Below are 18480 nucleotides of genomic sequence, written 5' to 3'. Positions count from 1 at the left end.
ACCCGTGATGATCGTGCTCGAACATCGAAGTAGTGGCCTCCTCGCAACGGGAGACCACTACTTCATGGATCGAGCGCGATCATGGGGCGTCAGCCCAGGTCGTTGACGCAGCGCAGCACCGGGCGAGCGACGAGAGCCGCCTCGTCCACCAAACCGTCGGCTCGCACCGTGAACGTGGCCGACTCACCCGGCAGCAGGGTGACCAGGGCCTGGTCCACAGACGCGGAAGCGTCCAGCCGGTCCGGGAAGAGGGTCAGGTCGCGCAGCACCGAACGGGCGGTGACCCGGACCCGCTGCCCACCGTCGAACGGCTCCACCGTCGCGTCCCACGCCGCCGCCGGCCAGTCCACGTCCCGGTCCTCGGCGAAGAACCAGAGCGCCCGCTCGGCGCTCTCCCCCGCCTCGGCGACCAACAACTCCCGCCGGGCCTCGTCCGGCCGCGCCAGCTCCGCCGGCAGTGCCAGCGTCACCGCCGAGTACGCGGGGACGTCCAGCTCCATCGTCGTCTTGGCTCGCGGTTCACCGGCAAGGGTCACCCGGGTCACCGAAGCCGACGCCCGCCATGGCGTGCCGCCGTCGTTGACCGCGACCACGGCCAGGCCGCCGTCGCGCGGCTGCACGGTGAGAAGCCGGTCGGCGTACGCGTGGCGCAGCGCGTACCACAGGGGTTTGCGGCGGCCGTCGCCGTCGACGGCCGACCAGGAGGTGACCGGCCAGCAGTCGTTGAGCTGCCAGACGATGGTCCCCGCGCACACGCCCCGGTGGGAGCGGAAGTGTTCCACGCCGAGTTGGATGGCTCGGGCCTGGTTGAGCTGCGTGAGGTAGTGCCAGTCGTCGAAGTCCGCCGGTGCGGGCAGGTGCGCGTCCAGGCCCCGCTGGAGCTTGGCGTCGCCGCCGGTCGCCTTCTGGTGGTGCGCCATGCCCGGTGAGTCGGGGGCCAGGGGTTCGTCGCTGAGCGCCCGGCGCAGGGTGGCGTACGCGGGTGGGCCCTGGTAGCCGAACTCGGCGACGAAGCGCGGCACGTACTCCCGGTATTTCGTGTAGTCGTCGGTGTTCCACACGTCCCAGATGTGGGTGGTGCCGTGCGCCGGATCGTTGGGGTGGATCGTCTCGGTGCCCGACCAGGGGCTGCCCGGCCAGTACGGGCGGGTCGGGTCCAGCTCGCCGACGATGCGGGGCAGCACGTCGAGGTAGTAGCCGCGCCCCCAGGTGCACCCGGCGAGTGGCTCCTGCCAGTCCCAGTCGTGCCAGCCCCAGATGTTCTCGTTGTTGCCGGTCCAGAGCACCAGCGACGGGTGCGCCGCCAGCCGGATCACCTGCTCGGCGGCCTCCGCGGCCACCTCGCCGCCGAACGGCTCCTCCTCCGGGTACGCGGCGCAGGCGAAGAGGAAGTCCTGTTGGACGAGCAGGCCGCGTTCGTCGGCGAGGTCGTAGAAGTCCTCCGACTCGTACCGGCCGCCGCCCCAGACGCGCAGCAGGTTGACGTTGGCCTCGGCGGCCTGGTCGAAGCGCCCGGCCAGCCGGTCCCGGGTGATCCGGGTGGGGAACACGTCGTCCGGGATCCAGTTGACGCCCCGCACGAAGACCGGGACGTCGTTGACCGACAGCGCGAACGGGGTGCCGTGCTCGTCTGGTGTGGTGTCCAGCCGGACCGAGCGAAAGCCGACCTGCCGCGACCAGCCGTCCAGGGTGTCGCCGTCCGGCGCGTGCAGGGTCACCTCCAGCAGGTGGCGGGCCTGCTCGCCGTACCCCCGGGGCCACCACAGCGCGGGCTCGCGGACGGCGAGGGTCAGCACGGCCGTGCGCTGCCCGGCCGGGACGACCACGTCGGCGCTGACGCCGGCGACGGTGGCGCGGACGGTCAGCGGTACGTCGGCGACCCGCTCGACCTCGACGTGCAGCTCGACCCGGCCGTCGCGGCCGTCGACGGTGACCAGCGGGCGGACGCTGGCCAGGCGGGCCGTCGACCAGGCGTGCAGACCGATGTCCTGCCAGATGCCGGCGCTGACAAGCGTGGGCCCCCAGTCCCAGCCGAAGTTGCAGGCCATCTTGCGGATGAACTGGAAGGGCTCCGGGTACGCGTTGGGCCGGTCGCCGAGCCGGTCGCGCTGCGCCTCGGCGTAGCGGTACGCGGAGTCGAACGAGACGGTCAGGTCGTTGTCGCCGTCGCGCAGCAGCGACCGGACGTCGAACCGGTAGCCGCGGTGCATGTTCTCGGTGCGGCCGACGGGCATCCCGTTGAGGGTGAGCGTGGCGGCGGTGTCCAGGCCGGCGCAGACCAGGTCGATCCGGTCCGCGTCGCCGGGAGTGTGCGTGAACGTGGTCCGGTAGGTCCAGGCGGTGCGCCCGATCCAGGCCAACGCCAGCTCGTTGTCGTCGAGGTACGGGTCGGGGATCAGCCCGGCGTCGAGCAGGTCGGTGTGTACGCAACCGGGCACGGTCGCCGGCACGGCCCGCCCGGCGATCTCGGCCGGCACCTGCGCTCCGGGTGCCGCGCGCAGGGTCCAACCGTCGTGGAGTGCCTGTCGGCTCAAGACTTCACCGCACCTTCCATGATTCCGCGGACGATCTGGCGTCCACCGATGAACAGCATGACCAGCAGGGGGATCGTCGCCACGAACGCCCCGGCGAGCACCCGACGGTAGATCACGTAGTTGCCGCTGGCCAGGTCGGAGATGGCGACCATCGAGGTCGGGTAGTCGGTGCCACCGAGGGTGATAAGCGGCCACTGGAAGTCGTTCCAGGTCGCCACGAAGGTCAGCAGGCCGAGCACCGCGAGGGCCGGCCGGATCGACGGCAGGACGATGGACCGGTAGACCCGCATGGTGGTCGCCCCGTCCATCCGCGCCGACTCGACCAGCTCGTCGGGCACGGTGTTGAGGATGAACTGGCGCATGTAGAAGACGCCGAAAGCGGTGACCAGGCCGGGCACGATGACCGCCAGCAGGGTGCCGTTCCAGCCCAGCCTGCCCATCACGATGTAGAGCGCGACGACGCCGAGCTGGTTGGGCACGGTGAGGGTGAGCACCACGAACAGCATCAGCCACCGGCTGCCGGCGAAGCGCAGCTTGGCGAAGGCGAACCCGGCAAGTGAACAGAAGAAGAGCATCGAGGCGGTCACCACTGTCGAGACGATGACGCTGTTGACAAGCGACGCGGCGAAGTAGACGTCCTGGAGGGAGAAGACCTCGTCCAGGTTGACCAGGAACCGGTCGCCGGGGATCACCGTCGGCGGGATCTGGGCCAGGGCCTCGTCGTTGCTGGTGGCGATGACGAACATCCAGTACAGCGGGAACGCCGCGAAGAGCATCGTGGTGGCGAGCAGCAGGTACGTCCCGATGCCGGCCGGGGTGTCCTGCGGCGCGCGGCCCATCAGCGCGGCCCGCCGGCGGGGCCTGGTGACCCGTGGTGCGGTGTCGACGGCGCTCACCTGGATCGCCCTCCCGAGAGTCGGTTGGTCAGCAGGGTGTTGATCCCCGCCACGACCAGGATGATCAGGAAGAGTGCCCAGCTCATCGCGGCCGCGTACCCGAGATTCAGGTCCTTCCAGCCGACCTTGTAGATGAGTTGGGCGATGGTCTGCCACTCGCCGTTCGGTCCGCCGGTGGCGGCCTGCGCGTTGAGGTCGAACAGCATCGGCTCGATGAAGAGCTGGAACCCGCCGATGGTGGACAGGATGACGGTGAACACGATCACCGGCTGGATCATCGGCACGGTGATCCGCCACAGCTGTCGCCACGGGCCGGCGCCGTCGACCGCGGCGGCCTCGTAGACGTCCCGCGGGATGGACTGCATGGCGGCCAGGTACAGCAGGGCGTTGTAGCCGATCCACTTCCAGTTGACCATGGTGGCGATGGCGATCCAGGCGTGCAGCTTGTCGGCCCGCCAGTTGATCGGCTCGTCACCGCCGACACCGAACAGGCCGAGCACCCAGTTGGCCATGCCGAAGTCACGGGAGAAGAAGACGCTGAACACCATCGTCGAGGCGACGATCGGGGTGACGTACGGCAGCAGGACACCGACCCGCCACCAGGTCTGCGCCCGCAGCCGGCGATTGAGCAGGGACGCCACGATCAGCGCGAGCAGCAGTTGCGGCACCGAGGAGAGCAGGAAGATGCCGAAGGTGTTGTAGAGCGCATTCCAGAAGTCCTCGTCGCCGAAGAGCTGCCGGAAGTTGTCCAGCCCCGCCCAGCCCGCGGCGGCGGGGTCGTCCAGTCGGTAGGTGCGCAGCGCGATGACGCCGTTGAAGACCAACGGGAACAGGCCGAAGACCAGGAAGATCAGGAAGAAGGGCGCGATCAGCAGGTACGGCATGTAGCGCACGTCGAACCGGTACAGCCGGTCGCGCCAGCCGAGCCGGCGGTGGTGGTCCGGGTCGGCGCCGTGGCCGTGCCGGCCGGCTGGTCGGGCCGACGGCGCGGGCGCGGCGCGTGTCGTGGACATCGGAGACACTCCAGGGCCGAAGAGACAGGGGTACGGGTGGCGCGGGGGCGGACCGCGTCCGGCCCGCCCTCGCGCAGCGGACTCAGGACTTGCTGGCCTTCTCGGCTTCCTTGACGGCCTCCGCCCAGGCGGCCTCGGGCTTGAGGGTCTTGTTCTGCACCCGGATCAGCACGTTCTCCACGGCCACCCGCGTCGGGCCGTTCTTCTTGCCCAGGTACTGCGGGGTGAGGCCCTGCGCCATGTTCGGGAAGATCTGTCCGACCGGCGCGTCGTTGAAGAACGGGTTCTTGAAGTCGGCGATGGCCGGGTCGCTGTAGAGGGCCGGCTGGGACGGCAGGTTACCGACCTTGTTGAAGATCTCGATCTGCTGCTCCGGCTGGACCAGCCATTCCACCAGCTTGTACGCCTCGTCGACGTGCTTGCCCTGCTTGGGAACGGTCAGGAACGAGCCGCCCCAGTTGCCGCCGCCGCCGGGCACCGCGGCGATGTCCCACTTGCCCTCGGTGCCGGGGGCGGTGTCCTTGATGTGCCCGAGCATCCAGGCCGGGCAGGCGAGCACCGCGAAGGAACCGCTGGTGAAGCCCTTGTCCCAGTCGGCCTGGAAGCTGGCCAGGTTGGCGGAGAGGCCGGCCTGGATGGCCTTGACGGTGTAGTCGAAGGCGATCTTCGGGCCCTGCTCCATCTGGAGCTGGTCCTGGTCGTCGTAGAAGCCGACCGGCTGCTGGCCGAGGATCGGGTTGAACAGGTTGCTGCCGGCGTCGATGAACTTCTTGTTGCTGGCGGCGGTGTACCGCTGCCCGACCTCGATGAACCTGTCCCAGGTGGGCCAGAGGGCGGAGACCTGGTCGGGCGCGGTGGGCAGACCGGCGGCCTTGAACAGGTCGGTGCGGTAGCACATGGCCAGGCCGCCGACGTCGGTGCCGAGGCCGATCTGGGTCTTACCGTCGGCGGAGAGCGACTGCTTCCACTTCCAGGGCAGGTACCTGCTCTCGTACGAGCCGGCGCCCTTGTCGAGCAGGTTGACGAACTTGTCGGACTGGCTCCGGAACTGCACCATGAAGCCCTCGTCGATGGCGGCGATGTCCGGTGCGCCGGAGCCGGCGACCAGCTTCTTCTGCAGGTCCTCGTGCTGGGCGTTGTACTCCCCGGAGTTCAGCTGGATCTTGACGTTCGGGTTGGCCGCCTCGTACTTCGTCTTGAGGTCCTGAAGGCCGAAGTCACCCCAGAAGTTGATCTTCAGGGTGACCTGCCCGTCCGTGGCGCCGGAATCCTGACCGCTCCTGCCGCTGCACGCGGCGACCAGGGCGAGGCCGACCGCCCCCACGGCGACCGTACGGGCCCATCGGGTCCAGGACCGTTTCATGTCATCCTCCGAGCATGTGGGAACGCTCCCGACATCGAGAGACGTTGACTGAACCGGATAAGTGAGGCCACCGTACGGTTCGGTTCCAGGAGTGTCAACGGCCGGTTAAATCCGTCCCCGATCGATGCACCAAACAGGCCCGTGGGAGCGCGAACACGCGTGGTGGAGCGCTTTCTTCCGCAGCTCCACACACCAACCGGCACCCCGCCGCCCCCGACGCGGCGGTACGCTGAACCGGGCAAGTGCCTGCCGCCCCCGTTCGCCCACGCCGAGGCGCGACGGCAACCGACCCCGGTTGCGCTAGGTTGGGGCCGCCGACGCGGCGGCCCGAGCCACGGCCCGCGGCAGTCAGGAACCCCGCCTCCGGGCGGAGAGTGGAGGAGCACGCCGGTGAAGCGGCCGACAATCGCCGACGTCGCCCGACGCGCCGGAGTGTCCAAGGGCGCCGTGTCGTACGCGCTGAACGGGCAGCCCGGTGTCTCCGAGGCCACCCGGCAACGCATCCTGGCCATCGCCACCGAGATCGGCTTCAGCCCGAGCAGCGCCGCTCGCGCCCTCTCCGGGGCCACCGCCGAGGCGGTCGGCCTGGCCCTGTGCCGCCCCGCCCGCATACTGGGCATCGAGCCCTTCTTCATGGAGCTGATCAGCGGCGTCGAGGCGGAACTCTCCGCCCGCTCGTACGCGCTGACCCTCCAGGTGGTGGCCGACCAGGACGCCGAGATCGCGGTCTACCGACGCTGGTGGGGCGAACGCCGGGTCGACGGTGTTCTCGTCTGCGACCTGCGCACCGACGACCGTCGCATCCCCGCACTCGAACAGCTCCAACTTCCGGCCGTGGTGATCGGCGGGCCGGGCGGCACCGGCGACCTGGCCAGCGTGTGGTCCGACGACGCCGCCGCGCTGACCGAGGCCGTGGAGTACCTGGTCGCGCTCGGGCACCGACGGATCGCCCGGGTGGGCGGCCTGCCCGACCTGCGGCACACGCAGATCCGCACCGACGCCTTCACGGCGGTGTGCGCGCAGCTCGGCCTGGTCGACGCGGTGACCGTCTGGTCCGACTACACAGGCGAGGAGGGTGGGCGGGCGACCCGCCGGCTGCTCAGCTCCGCCCAGCGGCCCACCGCGGTCATCTACGACAACGACGTCATGGCCATCGCCGGGCTGTCCGTCGCCCAGGAGATGGGGCTCACCGTGCCGGGTGACCTGTCCATCGTGGCCTGGGACGACTCACCGCTCTGCCGGCTCGTGCACCCGCCGCTGACCGCGCTGGGCCGGGACATCCCGGCGTACGGGGCGCACGCCGCCCGCCAACTCCTCGCCGTCATCGCCGGGCAGCCCGCCGGCCGGGTGCAGGACGAGACGCCGCACCTGACCCCGCGCGGCAGCACCGCACCGCCCCGGGAGAGGTGAACCGGTTCACCACCGGGAACGTCAGCGGGACGCCGACGGAAACTCCTCGAAGTACGCCTCGACCCGCTCGGCCGTCGCCGGGCGGGCCAGCGCGAAGCCCTGCCCGTACCGGCAGCCGGCCCGCTGCGCCCCCTCGACCTGGGTGGGCGACTCCAACTCCTCGGCGACGATCTCCACTCCCAGCCGCTCGCCGACGTTCACCACCACGTCGATCAACGGCGGCTGCCCGTCCGGCCGCGCGCCCACCAGCTCCGGGCCCACCTTGAGCAGATCGATCGGCAGCCGGCGCAGCTGGGCCAGCGAGGCGTGTTCGGCCCGGAAATCGTCAAGCGCGGTACGCACACCCAGCGACCGCAGCCCGGCCAACCGGGCCACCACTGTCGACAGGTCGGCGGCGATCCTCGGCTCGGACACCTCGACCACCAACCGCTCCGGCGACACCCCGTACGCGGCCAGCACGGCCGCGGCGCGCTGCACGAAGTCGGGAGTGGTCAGCTCCCGGGGGGTGACGTTCACCGCCATCCACAGCTCCCGGACGCCCGCCGACCAGTGGGACAGCTGCCGGCAGGCCCGATCCAGCACCCACCACTCCAGCTCACCGATCAGATCCAGGTCCTCCGCGACCGGCAGCAGCTCGGCGGGGAGCACCGTGCCGAGCACGGGACTGCGCCAGCGCAGCAACGCCTCCGCGCCCACTGGCTGCCGGTCAGCCAGGTCGAGCACCGGCTGGTAGACGAGGTCCAACTCGCCGCGCGCCACCGCGCCGGGCAGCTCGCGTTCCAGGTCGAGCCGGCGGACCAGCTGCTCCTCCAGGAACGCGTCGTACCACTCGACCCGGTCCCGACCCAGCTGCACGGCCCGTCGGCGGGCCAGCTCAGCCTGGCGGAGCACGTCCGCCGGCCCGGCGCCGCTCACCTCGGCCAGCCCGATGCTCGTCCGTACCCGCACGGCCGAACCGCCAAGCAGGTAGGGCGGACCGAGCGCGGTCAGCAGTCGTATGCCCAGCGCGTACCCCAGCACCGGTCCTGCCGCGGTGACCACCGCGAACCCGGCGCCCGTGCAGCCGGTGACCAGGTCGCCGGGAGCAACGGTGGCGCGGGCCCGCGCGACCGCCTCGGCCAGCAGGTCCTCGCGGACCGACGGGCCGAGCACATCGCCTCCGTGCAGGTCCACCAGCAGCAGCGCGCCGGCCGGCGCGGGCACGTCGCCGATCGCGGCGAGGGCGTCCAGCAGGGCCGCCCGGTCCCCCGGGCCATCGCCGGGCGGGACGGACGGCCAATCGTGCCTCGACCGGGCCGCACCGTCGTCCGACGGCCAGGCCGCGTCGAGACCGGTCGAGGCGCGGGAACGCCCGGTCGCGCCGGACGTCTGATCGCCGGGCGGCGGCTGCGCCCCCGGCCAGCGTGACGCGGCCACGCGGCGGTGCCGGACCCCGCGGCCGGCACGCCGACGGTGCGCGGCGCGCCGTTCCGGAGTGGCCGCGTCGCCGGCCCGCAGCAGCTCCCGCAGCACCAGCGGTGGCACCGCGGCCAGAGCCAGCAGCACGCTCGTGCGGTCCGGTGCCCGGCCGGCACCCACGTGCAGGCCGGCCGCCAGCAGCACCACCGTCGCCGGGAGCACCGCCCGGGGCCACGCCGGGGCAGCCCGGGCCTCCGTCGACTCCGCGTCGGCGGCGTCCACCGCGGCGGCCGCGCCGAGGGCGGTGAGCAGCATCCCGAGCACCAGCGGCGGCACGGCCAGCAGGGCCGTCCGACCGCTCACCCCGGGCGGCAGCGCCGCCAGCAGGGCCAGGCCGAGCAGCGTGAGCAGCACCCCACCCCGGCACATCGCCGCGGGCGAGTGCCGATCCGGTCCGGCGAACGCGCTGGTCGCGGCCATCCCCAGCGCGCCGAGCACCAGCGCGGCGGCCAGCCGGGCCGGAACCGGCAGATCGTCCCCGGGCAGCAGCAGCCAGCCGGCGAGGGCCAGCCCGAGCGCCGGGCCGGCCGCCTCGATCAGCGAGCGCAGCCGAACCCCGGACGGTGGTCGCCACCGCCCGGGGAGCCGGCGCAGCCCGGTCACCGACAGCACGGCCACGACCAGCGACCCGGCCAGCGCGGCGGCGCGGTGCCCGTCGGCGACCAGTGGCAGCACGGCGGCGGCGAGACCGGCCGCCACCACCGCCGCGTCGAGCCGCACACCCGCCGTGCGCCCGGACGACCCGCTCGGCGACCCGGGACCGGCGGGATGCCGGATGGCCAGGCGGGAGAGTCGGACACCCGCGAGCGTGGCGCCCGCGCCACCGGCCAGAGCGATCACCACCGCACTCGGCACCAGATCGGCGGCGCCGGCGAGGACGAGCAGCGCCACCGCCGTGGACACGGCGGCCTCCGGAAGCGCACGGCGGGGGACGTGGACACGGAACGGGTACGCGAGGAGCACGGCGGTCGCCTTCGTGAGGGGGCACGGGGGCGGTGCGGCGGTGCGGCGGCATCGGACGTTGCGGGTCCGCTGCCCACCAGTCGAGAACGACCAGAGGCCGAAAGAGTTACGCGCTGGTCATCGGACGGAAGCAATGACCTGTGTCACTGTACGGCGAACCGGGCCGCCCCGGCACCGCCCGCTGCGACCCGGATCCGCCGGGGGTGGGATCATCGCAGGGTGAGTAAGTCCGACACGGTCCGCTTCCGGCACAACCAAGCCATCCTGGTCGCCGCGGTGATCGCCTTCATCGGCGCGCTGCCCCTGGCCAACGCGCGGGGCTACCTGCTGCCGGTGCTGCTCGTCCCGCTCGGCGTCGCGGTGTGGGCCTGGCGGGCCGGCACCGACGCCGACGCCCGGGGGCTGCGCCTGCGCGCACTGGTGGGGCAGCGTCGCATCGACTGGGACCAGGTCGTCGAGCTCGCCACCGACCCGCGCGGGCGGGCCGTCGCCCGGCTCGACGACGGCCAGCAGGTCACCCTGCCGGCGGTACGCGGCGTGGACCTGCCCCACCTGGTGTCGGCCACCGGGCAGAGGCTGCCCGACGGGACGGCCGGGACGCCCGGTCAGTAGCCGCCGACCACCGTGTTGATCAGCGGCTGGCCGGCGGCGAACCTGCGCACCTGGTCACCCACCAGCCGGTAGGCGCGGGGCAGCAACCCGCGTACCGACCCGGCCACGTGCGGGGTGAGCAGCACGTTCGGCATCGTCCACAGCGGCGAGTCGGCCGGTAGCGGCTCCGGGTCGGTGACGTCCAGCGCGGCCGAGATCCGGCCCGTGCCCAGCTCGGCGACGAGCGCCTCGGTACGCGCCACCGGCCCCCGGGCCGCGTTGACCAGCAGAGCCCCGTCCGACATCGCGGCCAGGAACTCCTTGTCGATCAGCCCACGGGTCTGCTCCGTGAGCGGCACCAGCACCACCACCACGTCCGCCTCGGGCAGCAGTCGGGGCAGTTCGTCGACGCCGTGCACCCCCTGCTCCGGCCGGGCGGTACGGGCGACCAGGGTGAAGCTCACCTCGAACGGCGCGAGCCGGTCCCGCACCGCCGTACCGATCGAGCCGGCCCCGACGATCAGCACCCGCTTACCGGTCAGCTCGTCGGTCGGGGTGAACCCGTCGTACGCCCACCGGCGGTCGGCCTGCGCCCGGACGAACGCCGGGAACGCCCGCAGCTGAGCCAGGATCGCGGTGACGACCCACTCCGCCGTGGACGGGTCGTGCACCCCTCGGGCGTCGCAGAGCGTCACACCGTCAGGCGTCCGCCCCACCCACGCGTCCGCGCCGGCCGAGAGCAGCTGCACCACCGCCAGGTCGGGCAGCTCCCGCACCAGCGCCGTCGAGTCCGTGCCGCCCAGGAACGGCGGCACCCAGAACCGCACCCCGGCCACCGTCGAGGGCAACCGGTCGGCGCGCTCCACGACCTCCACCGTCACGTCCGACGGCACCTCGCCGATGAGATCCAGACCGGCCTCGTGCGGAATCCATACCTTCACGTCCGCCGACGATAGCCGCCGGCGCGACGGCCCGCGCGGGCACGGCCGCGATCCGACCTCACGGCTGGTGGCGCGCGCCGCCGCGGCGGGCGAGACTCAGCACAGCGATGTTCGCCCACGCCCTGAACGAGGTATAACGGAGGGCCCGGAGGGCCGGTCGGCCTCCACCCCGGCAGACAGGTGCCCGATGACCGACGGCTCCCCCGCCAGCCCTCGCCGTACGCCCGGACTTCCCCCGGCGCTCGGCGATCCCGCACGGCTGCGCGCGCTCGCCGACACCGGGCTGGACGCCGTCGCGGACGAGGCGTTCGACCGCTTCGCCCGGCTGGTCAGCGACCTGCTGGACGTCCCGGTCGCGCTGGTGTCCCTGGTCTCCGCCGACCGGCAGTTCTTCCCGGGCGCGGTCGGGCTGCCCGAGCCCTGGTCGCAACGCCGGCAGACACCGCTGAGCCACTCGTTCTGCCAACATGTGGTGGACATCGAGGTGCCGATGGTGCTGCCGGACGCCCGGCTCTACCCCCGGGTACGGACCAACCTCGCCATCGAGGACCTCGGCGTGGTCGCGTACGCCGGGATGCCCCTGACCGACCTCTCCGGCCGGGTGCTCGGCTCACTCTGCGCCATCGACAGCAAACCCCGCGCCTGGACGGCCGCGCAGCTGCGGACACTTGCCGACCTGGCGGCCGCCTGCTCGTCGGAGCTGCGGCTGCGGATCGCCCTGGACGGCGCGCAGGAGGCCCGCCGGCGGGTCGTGCAGGCGCACGAACGGCTGGAGCTGCTGGCCGGTGTGAGCGAGACGCTTGCCGACACCCTGGACGTCGGCGTCGCGGTGCGTCGCCTCGCCACCACCATGGTGCCGTTGCTGGCCGACTGGTGCCTGCTCACCCTGATCGGGCCGACCGGTCAGCCCCGCGAGGTCGTCGCCGTGCACCGCGACCCGGCCCGGACGGCTGACGTCGACCGCTTCGCGCAGCTGCTGCGTACCGGCCTGAGCCAGGAGTCGATCATCAGGGCGGTGCTGCGGACCGGTCAGCCCCGGCTCGGCAGCGCGGCGTCCCTGGCCGACGTGTCGCGGGGCACCACCGATCCGGAGATGAGCGCCATCGCCGAGCGGCTGGGCATCACCTCCTACCTGAGCGTTCCGGTGCGCGCGGCGGGCGGCACCGTGCTGGGCGCCATCACCCTCGTCAACGGGGCCGACGGTCCGCAGTTCGACGACCGCGACCTGCTCACGGCCATCGACATCGGCCGCCGCGCCGGGCAGGCCATCGGCAACAGCTCGATGTACGGCGAACAGCGGCACGTCGCCGAGGTCCTGCAACACAGCATGCTCCCGCGGTTGCCCGCCGTCACCGAGCTGGAGCTTGCGGCCCGCTACCAGCCGGCGGCCGACCGGGTGGAGGTGGGCGGCGACTGGTACGACGCCTTCGTCCAGCCCGACGGGGATCTGATCGCGGCGATCGGGGACGTGGCCGGGCACGACATCGAGGCGGCGGCGACCATGGGTCAGCTGCGCAACCTGGTCCGCGGCAACGCCTTCGGCCGGCCGGACGCGGTCGGGGAGCTGATGACCCACCTGGACGGCGCGATCCGGGGCCTGCGGCTGCCGATCGCGGCGACCGCGACGCTCGTGCGGATCTGCCCCCAGCGCGCCGGTGTGCACGAGCTGACCTGGTCCAACGCCGGGCACCCGCCGGCCCTGCTGGTGCGCGCCCACGGCACCGTGGAAGCCCTGGAGGCGACACCGGAACCGCTGCTCGGCCTGGGCCGGCCGTCGCGGCGGTCCAGCCACTCGGCCAGCCTGGCGACCGGCGACACCCTGCTGCTCTACACCGACGGGCTGATCGAGCGTCGGGACCGGTCCATCGACGAGGGACTGGCCGAGCTGGTCAACCGGATCACCGGCACCGGCGGCGTGCCCCTGGACGAGCTGTGTGACCTGCTGCTCGCCTCGATCCAGCGCCGGGAGGACGACACCGCGCTGCTCGCCGTACGGGCCCGTTGAGCGGTCCCGTCGGACGCCGCGCCCACTGTCGGCCCCGGCCGGGCCGTCGGGAGGGATACCCTGGGCCGGATGAGCGCCCGTCCCCCGTACCCTCGCGTCCGCCGCCTCCGGGCGGTCCTCGCGGCGTCCTGCGCGGCGCTGCTGTTCACCACGGGTTGCAGCTTCGGTGAGCCGGAGCCGGACCCGGCGGGTGAGCCGCCCAACCTGCCGACGCCGTCGACGTCGGCGAGCCCCGGCGGCGCCGACCGGCAGGCGGTGACGACGGTTCTCGCCAAGGGACTGCGGGTGCCGTGGGGCATCGCCTTCCTGCCGGACGGCGGCGCGCTGGTCACCGAACGCGACAGCGGTCGGATCCTCCAGGTCGGCCCCGAGTCCGGGCCGGACGGGCTTCGGGTCCGGGTGGCGCAGACGATCACCGACGTGGCGGCGGCGGGCGAGGGCGGCCTGCTCGGCATCGCCGTCTCCCCCGGCTACGCCCAGGACCGGACGCTCTTCGTCTACTACACGGCCGAGCAGGACAACCGGGTCGTCCGGCTGCAACTCGGCGGGCAGCCGACGCCGATCCTCACCGGCATCCCCAAGGCCAACGTGCACAACGGCGGCGGGTTGGGCTTCGGCCCGGACGGGCAGCTCTACGTGAGCACGGGCGACGCCGGGGAACGCCCCCTCGCCCAGGACGTGAAGAGCCTCGGCGGCAAGATCCTGCGGGTCACCCGCGACGGCAGACCCGCCCCCGGCAACCCGTACCCCGGCTCTCCGGTCTGGTCTCTCGGCCACCGCAACGTGCAGGGCTTCACCTGGGACGCGGGCAAGCGGATGTACGCGGTCGAGTTCGGTCAGAACACCTGGGACGAGATCAACCAGATCACCAAGGGCGGCAACTACGGCTGGCCGCAGGTCGAGGGGCGGGCGGGTGACCGTCGATACATCGACCCGATCACCCAGTGGGCGACCTCGGACGCGTCCTGCTCCGGGCTGGCCGCCACGGATCGGCTGCTGGTCACCGGATGCCTGCGGGGCAAGCGGCTGTGGGTGCTGGAGGTGACCGACACGGGCACCCTGCTCGGCCAGCCCAGCGAACTGCTCACCAACCGGTACGGCCGGCTGCGCGCGGTGGCCGCCGCACCGGACGGCTCGCTGTGGGTGAGCACCTCGAACCACGACGGGCGGGGCGATCCGGCGGCCGACGACGACCGGTTGCTGCGGGTGGTGTTCGCCGGCGGCGACGGCGGTCGCAGCTGATCCTTGTCACCATCCGTTCAGGTTTGCCAAGATCTTCCGACGGGCAGGTCAGAATCTCAGCATGGACGGGCAGCGCGACGAGCAGCATGACGACACCGGAGACCGGGCCGACGACCCGGTGACCGGTGCCGACCCGTCGCCGCGGGCGGGCGGGCGGCCCGGCCCGCTGCGGCGTACCGGGGTGATCCTCGCCGTCCTCGCCGTCGGCCTGGCCGGGGCGGTGCTCGGGGTGCTGGCCGGCGGGCACGTGGACACCGACATCGGGCCGTTCCGGGCCAACCTCACGCTCACGCCGGCCAGCGCCGGCGGCACCACCGTCGACGTGCCGCCGCTCGGCGCGCTGCTGCTGGACAGCCATGACGGGCCGGTCCACCTCACCGTGCGGCTGGGCGCGCTGGACCAGAGCCGCACCGAGGCGCTGATCGACGACCCGGCCAGCATCAGCCGGGCCAGCCAGAGCGCCGTCGAGGACGTCCGTACCGGGGTGATGCGACTCGGCCTGCGGACCCTCGCCTCGACGGTGCTTGTCACCCTGGTCCTGGCCGGGCTGGTCTTCCGCGACGTTCGGCGGACCGCCTGGGCGGGTGGGCTCGCACTGCTCGTCACGGCCGGCAGCCTCGGCGCGGCGGCGGCGACCCTGCGCCCCCAGGCCATCGAGGAGCCCCGCTACGAGGGGCTGCTGGTCAACGCGCCGGCCATCGTCGGTGACGCCCGGCGCATCGCCAACGACTACACCAAGTACGCCGAGCAGCTGCAACGTTTGGTCGGCAACGTCAGTCAGCTCTACACCACCGTCTCGGCGCTTCCGTTGTTGGAGCCGACCCCGGGCACCACCCGGGTGCTGCACGTCTCCGACATGCACCTCAACCCGACCGGCTGGCAGCTGATCCGGACGGTGGTGGAGCAGTTCGGCATCGACGTGGTGATCGACACCGGCGACATCACCGACTGGGGCAGCGAACCGGAGGCGTCCTTCGTCGGCTCGATCGGCCTGCTCAAGAAGCCGTACGTCTTCATCCGGGGCAACCACGACTCCGGCAAGACCGCCGCCGCCGTCGCCCGCCAACCGAACGCGATCGTCCTGAACAACTCGACGACGACGGTGGCCGGGTTGACCATCGCCGGCGTCGGCGACCCCCGCTTCACCCCGGACAAGAACACCTCCCCGGCCGGCAGCGGGCTGACCCAGCAGGTCGCCGACCAGGTGATCGGCGCCGGTGAGCAGCTCGCCACCACGGTGCGCCGCTCGCCCCAGCCGGTGAACATCGCGCTGGTGCACGACCCGGCGTCGGCCGGGCCGCTCGCCGGCACCTGCCCGCTGGTGCTGGCCGGGCACACCCACGCACGACAGGTCTCCAAGCTGCCCGCGGCGCCCGGGCAGCAGCCCACCACCCTGATGGTGGAGGGCTCCACAGGCGGCGCCGGGCTGCGCGGCCTGGAGGGCGAGAAGCCGACCCCGCTGTCGATGAGCGTGCTCTACTTCGACCAGAACAAGATGCTCCAGGCGTACGACGACATCACCGTCGGCGGCACCGGGCAGGCCCAGGTCAACCTGGAACGGCACGTGGTCGAGAACCCGACAGCCGGCGCGCCCGCCTCGGTCACCCCGACCCCGACCCGCTGAGCGCGGGCCGGGGGCCGGGGGTCAGCGCAGGGCGATGGCTGCCAGCGCGGCGTTGACGATGCTGCCGGGCAGCAGGTCGTGCACCTCGTACAGCTCGGTGACGGTGCCGGACTGACCGAACTCGTCCACCCCGAGCGGTACCGCGGGAGCGCCGAGCGCCGAGCCGAGCCAGGCCATCGCGTGCGACGCGGCGTCGTGCACGGTCACCACGGGCACCCGGTCGGCGAACGCGGACCGCAGGGCGCCCGGCACGCTGGGCACGGTGGCCGTGCGGACACCCTGACGCAGGGTGCGCTGCCACGCCCGGTAGAGCCGGTCCAGCGACGTCACGTCGACCACGTGCGCGGCGATGCCCTCCTCGGCCAGCTCGGCCGCCGCGGCCAGCACCTCGGGCAGCACCGCGCCGGACGCGGCGAGCTGCACCACCGGGGCGTCGGCCAGGTGCGGGTACGCCTGGTGCGCGTCGACGAGCCGGTACGCCCCGGCGACCACCTGCCGGCGCAGCACCGCGTCACCCAACCGGGCCCGGGCGGCCTCGAACGGCGCCTGGTCCAGTGGACGGGTGCTCAACCGGAAGTAGTACGCCCCGTCCTCGGCCGGCGCGGCGGTCGCCGCCGGGGTCGACCCGCCGGCGATCTGCCCGAGCGCGTCGCAGAGCAGCCAGTCGAGGCTGGCCGCGTACGCCGGCTCGACGAAGGTCACCCCGGGCAGCTCCAGGCCGACCGACGCGGTGATGGTGGACTGGTGGGCGCCACCCTCCGGGGCCAGGGTGATGCCCGACGGGGTACCGGCCACCACGAACCGCGAGCCGGAGTAGGTGCCGTACAGGAACGCGTCCAGGCCGCGCAGCACGAACGGGTCGTAGACGGTCCCCACCGGCAGCAGCGGCTGCCCGGACAGGTCCCACGACAGGCCGAGCTGACCCAGCAGCAGGAACAGGTTCATCTCCGAGATGCCCAGCTCGATGTGCTGCCCGGCGGGGCTCTCGGTCCAGCGCAGCATCCGGTCCTCGGTCCAGGAACGCTGCTCGGTGGGGGCGAACACCCCGGTCTTGTTGATGAACCCGGCCAGGTTGGTGGAGGTGGCCACGTCCGGGGCGGTCGTGACCAGGTAGCGGCCCACCTCCCGGTCCCGCGCCAGGTCCACAAGCACCCGACCGAAGACCTCCTGCGTGGAGATCGGCTTGTTGGCGCGTACTCCCGTGCTCTCCGGAACGGTGACCCCCAGCGCGCGCTCGCGCGGCGCGCGGGACAGCGCCTCCCGGCGGGCGCCGGCCCGGATGCCGGCCGGTGACGCCGGGTCGAGGCGCTCCCACTCGGTGTCGCGGGTCAAGCCCTGCGCGGCCCGCAGCGTGTCCACCTGCTCGGTGCTGAGCAGCGCCGAATGGTTGCGCGGGTTGCCGGCGATGGGCAACCCCCAACCCTTGACGGTGTACGCGAAGACGACGCTGGGCCGGTCCGTGACCGCGTCGCACTGGGCGTACGCGTCGAGCATCGCGGACAGGTCGTGCCCGCCCAGGTCGGTGACGAGCGGGCCCAACTCCTCGTCGGGAACGTCGGCGATGAACTCCGCGATGCCCGCCGGAGCGCCGTCCAGGAACTGCTTGCGCAGCACCTCGCCGTCCAGCCCGAACAGCGACTGGTACTGCTCGTTGGGCATCGCGTCGATCCAGTCGCGCAGCGCCCCGCCGCCCGGCCGGGCGTACGCCTCGGCGAGCCTGCGGCCGTACTTGACCTCCACGACGTGCCAGCCGGCGGCCTCGAACTGGCCCCGCCACTGGTTGATGCGGATACCCGGCACCACCCGGTCCAGCGACTGCCGGTTGAAGTCGACGAGCCACATCACGTTGCCCAGGCCGGTGGTGGCCGGGTCGGCGACCGCCTCCCAGATGTTGCCCTCGTCCAGTTCGGCGTCGCCGATCAGCGCCACGAACCGGGAGTGCGGGCGGGCCCCGAAGTGCGCGTCGACGTAGCGGCGGGTGGCGGCGGCGAACAGCGGCGCCGCCGCGCCCAGACCGACCGAGCCGGTGGAGAAGTCCACCTCGTCCGGGTCCTTGGTGCGCGACGGGTACGACTGGAGGCCGCCCCGGGCCCGCAACCGGGGCAGGTAGGAGCGGTCCAGGTTGCCGAGCAGGTACTGGATGGCGTGGAACACCGGGGAGGCGTGCGGCTTCACGGCCACCCGGTCCTCGGCGTCCAGGTGCGCGAACCACAGCGCGGTCATCGCGGTGACGAGCGAGGCGCTGGACGCCTGGTGGCCGCCGACCTTCACCCCGTCGCCGGTGGCCCGGTCGTGGTTGGCGGCGTCCACGATCCGGGTGGCGAGCCAGAGCACCCGCCGCTGGATCTCGTCGAGGACATCGAGGTCGTGCTGGTTCACGGTGACTCCATCCGGGCGTCGCCGTTGACGCCCTCGCGAGGGGTTTGCGGTGTGTACGGCG

General features: G+C 72.7%; 12 protein-coding genes. 5 read left to right on the top strand and 7 right to left on the bottom strand.

Translation table 11 applies throughout. The features are described 5' to 3' along the window. Positions 1–89 precede the first annotated feature (89 nt). The 4 genes from FHG89_RS22985 to FHG89_RS22970 all read right to left on the bottom strand — a co-directional run bounded on the left by FHG89_RS22985 (position 90) and on the right by FHG89_RS22970 (position 5806). On the bottom strand, positions 90–2534 hold the full coding sequence (locus FHG89_RS22985; RefSeq protein WP_139586483.1) for a glycoside hydrolase family 2 protein: 2445 nt from the start codon (positions 2532–2534) through the stop codon (positions 90–92). Then, positions 2531–3373: a carbohydrate ABC transporter permease gene (locus FHG89_RS22980; protein WP_139586506.1), complete on the bottom strand. Its 843-nt coding sequence runs from the start codon at positions 3371–3373 to the stop codon at positions 2531–2533. The genes FHG89_RS22985 and FHG89_RS22980 overlap by 4 nt, the downstream gene beginning before the upstream one ends. 53 nt (positions 3374–3426) lie before the next feature. Next, positions 3427–4443 carry a carbohydrate ABC transporter permease gene (locus FHG89_RS22975; RefSeq protein ID WP_139586482.1) on the bottom strand — a complete coding sequence of 339 codons (1017 nt, stop codon included), beginning with the start codon at positions 4441–4443 and terminating at the stop codon, positions 3427–3429. Positions 4444–4525: 82 nt separating this feature from the next. Further along, entirely contained in the window at positions 4526–5806 is a 1281-nt protein-coding gene (locus FHG89_RS22970; RefSeq protein WP_139586481.1) for an ABC transporter substrate-binding protein, read from the bottom strand. Positions 5807–6196: 390 nt separating this feature from the next. Here FHG89_RS22970 and FHG89_RS22965 point away from each other — a divergent pair, with 390 nt between their 5' ends. Continuing rightward, positions 6197–7216 carry a LacI family DNA-binding transcriptional regulator gene (locus FHG89_RS22965; protein WP_139586480.1) on the top strand — a complete coding sequence of 340 codons (1020 nt, stop codon included), beginning with the start codon at positions 6197–6199 and terminating at the stop codon, positions 7214–7216. A 21-nt stretch (positions 7217–7237) separates the two neighbouring features. On the opposite strand, the gene FHG89_RS22960 is transcribed toward FHG89_RS22965, so the two are convergent. Continuing rightward, entirely contained in the window at positions 7238–9637 is a 2400-nt protein-coding gene (locus FHG89_RS22960) for a GGDEF domain-containing phosphodiesterase (protein ID WP_139586479.1), read from the bottom strand. Between the two features lie 219 nt (positions 9638–9856). On the opposite strand from FHG89_RS22960, the gene FHG89_RS22955 reads away from it, so the two are divergent. Then, complete coding sequence (locus FHG89_RS22955; protein ID WP_139586478.1) at positions 9857–10249, top strand: PH domain-containing protein; 393 nt, start codon at positions 9857–9859, stop codon at positions 10247–10249. Here the strand turns inward: FHG89_RS22955 and FHG89_RS22950 are convergent. Next, complete coding sequence (locus FHG89_RS22950) at positions 10243–11169, bottom strand: 2-hydroxyacid dehydrogenase (protein WP_139586477.1); 927 nt, start codon at positions 11167–11169, stop codon at positions 10243–10245. The two genes, FHG89_RS22955 and FHG89_RS22950, sit on opposite strands and share 7 nt — an antisense overlap. 187 nt (positions 11170–11356) lie before the next feature. Here FHG89_RS22950 and FHG89_RS22945 point away from each other — a divergent pair, with 187 nt between their 5' ends. The 3 genes from FHG89_RS22945 (at position 11357) to FHG89_RS22935 (ending at position 16040) form a co-directional block, all read left to right on the top strand. Continuing rightward, positions 11357–13174: a SpoIIE family protein phosphatase gene (locus FHG89_RS22945; protein WP_139586476.1), complete on the top strand. Its 1818-nt coding sequence runs from the start codon at positions 11357–11359 to the stop codon at positions 13172–13174. Between the two features lie 69 nt (positions 13175–13243). Next, on the top strand, positions 13244–14416 hold the full coding sequence (locus FHG89_RS22940) for a PQQ-dependent sugar dehydrogenase (RefSeq protein WP_139586475.1): 1173 nt from the start codon (positions 13244–13246) through the stop codon (positions 14414–14416). A gap of 61 nt (positions 14417–14477) precedes the next feature. Continuing rightward, entirely contained in the window at positions 14478–16040 is a 1563-nt protein-coding gene (locus FHG89_RS22935; protein ID WP_139586474.1) for a metallophosphoesterase, read from the top strand. 21 nt (positions 16041–16061) lie between these two features. Here the strand turns inward: FHG89_RS22935 and FHG89_RS22930 are convergent, their stop codons facing one another. Next, the gene (locus FHG89_RS22930) at positions 16062–18419 is read right to left on the bottom strand and encodes a transketolase-like TK C-terminal-containing protein (protein ID WP_139586473.1); all 2358 of its coding nucleotides are present in this window, start codon (positions 18417–18419) and stop codon (positions 16062–16064) included. Between the last annotated feature and the right edge of the window lie 61 nt (positions 18420–18480).

Source organism: Micromonospora orduensis (genome assembly GCF_006228125.1).
Taxonomy (GTDB): Bacteria; Actinomycetota; Actinomycetes; order Mycobacteriales; family Micromonosporaceae; genus Micromonospora; species Micromonospora orduensis.
This window is presented reverse-complemented; position numbering and strand designations above follow the sequence as displayed.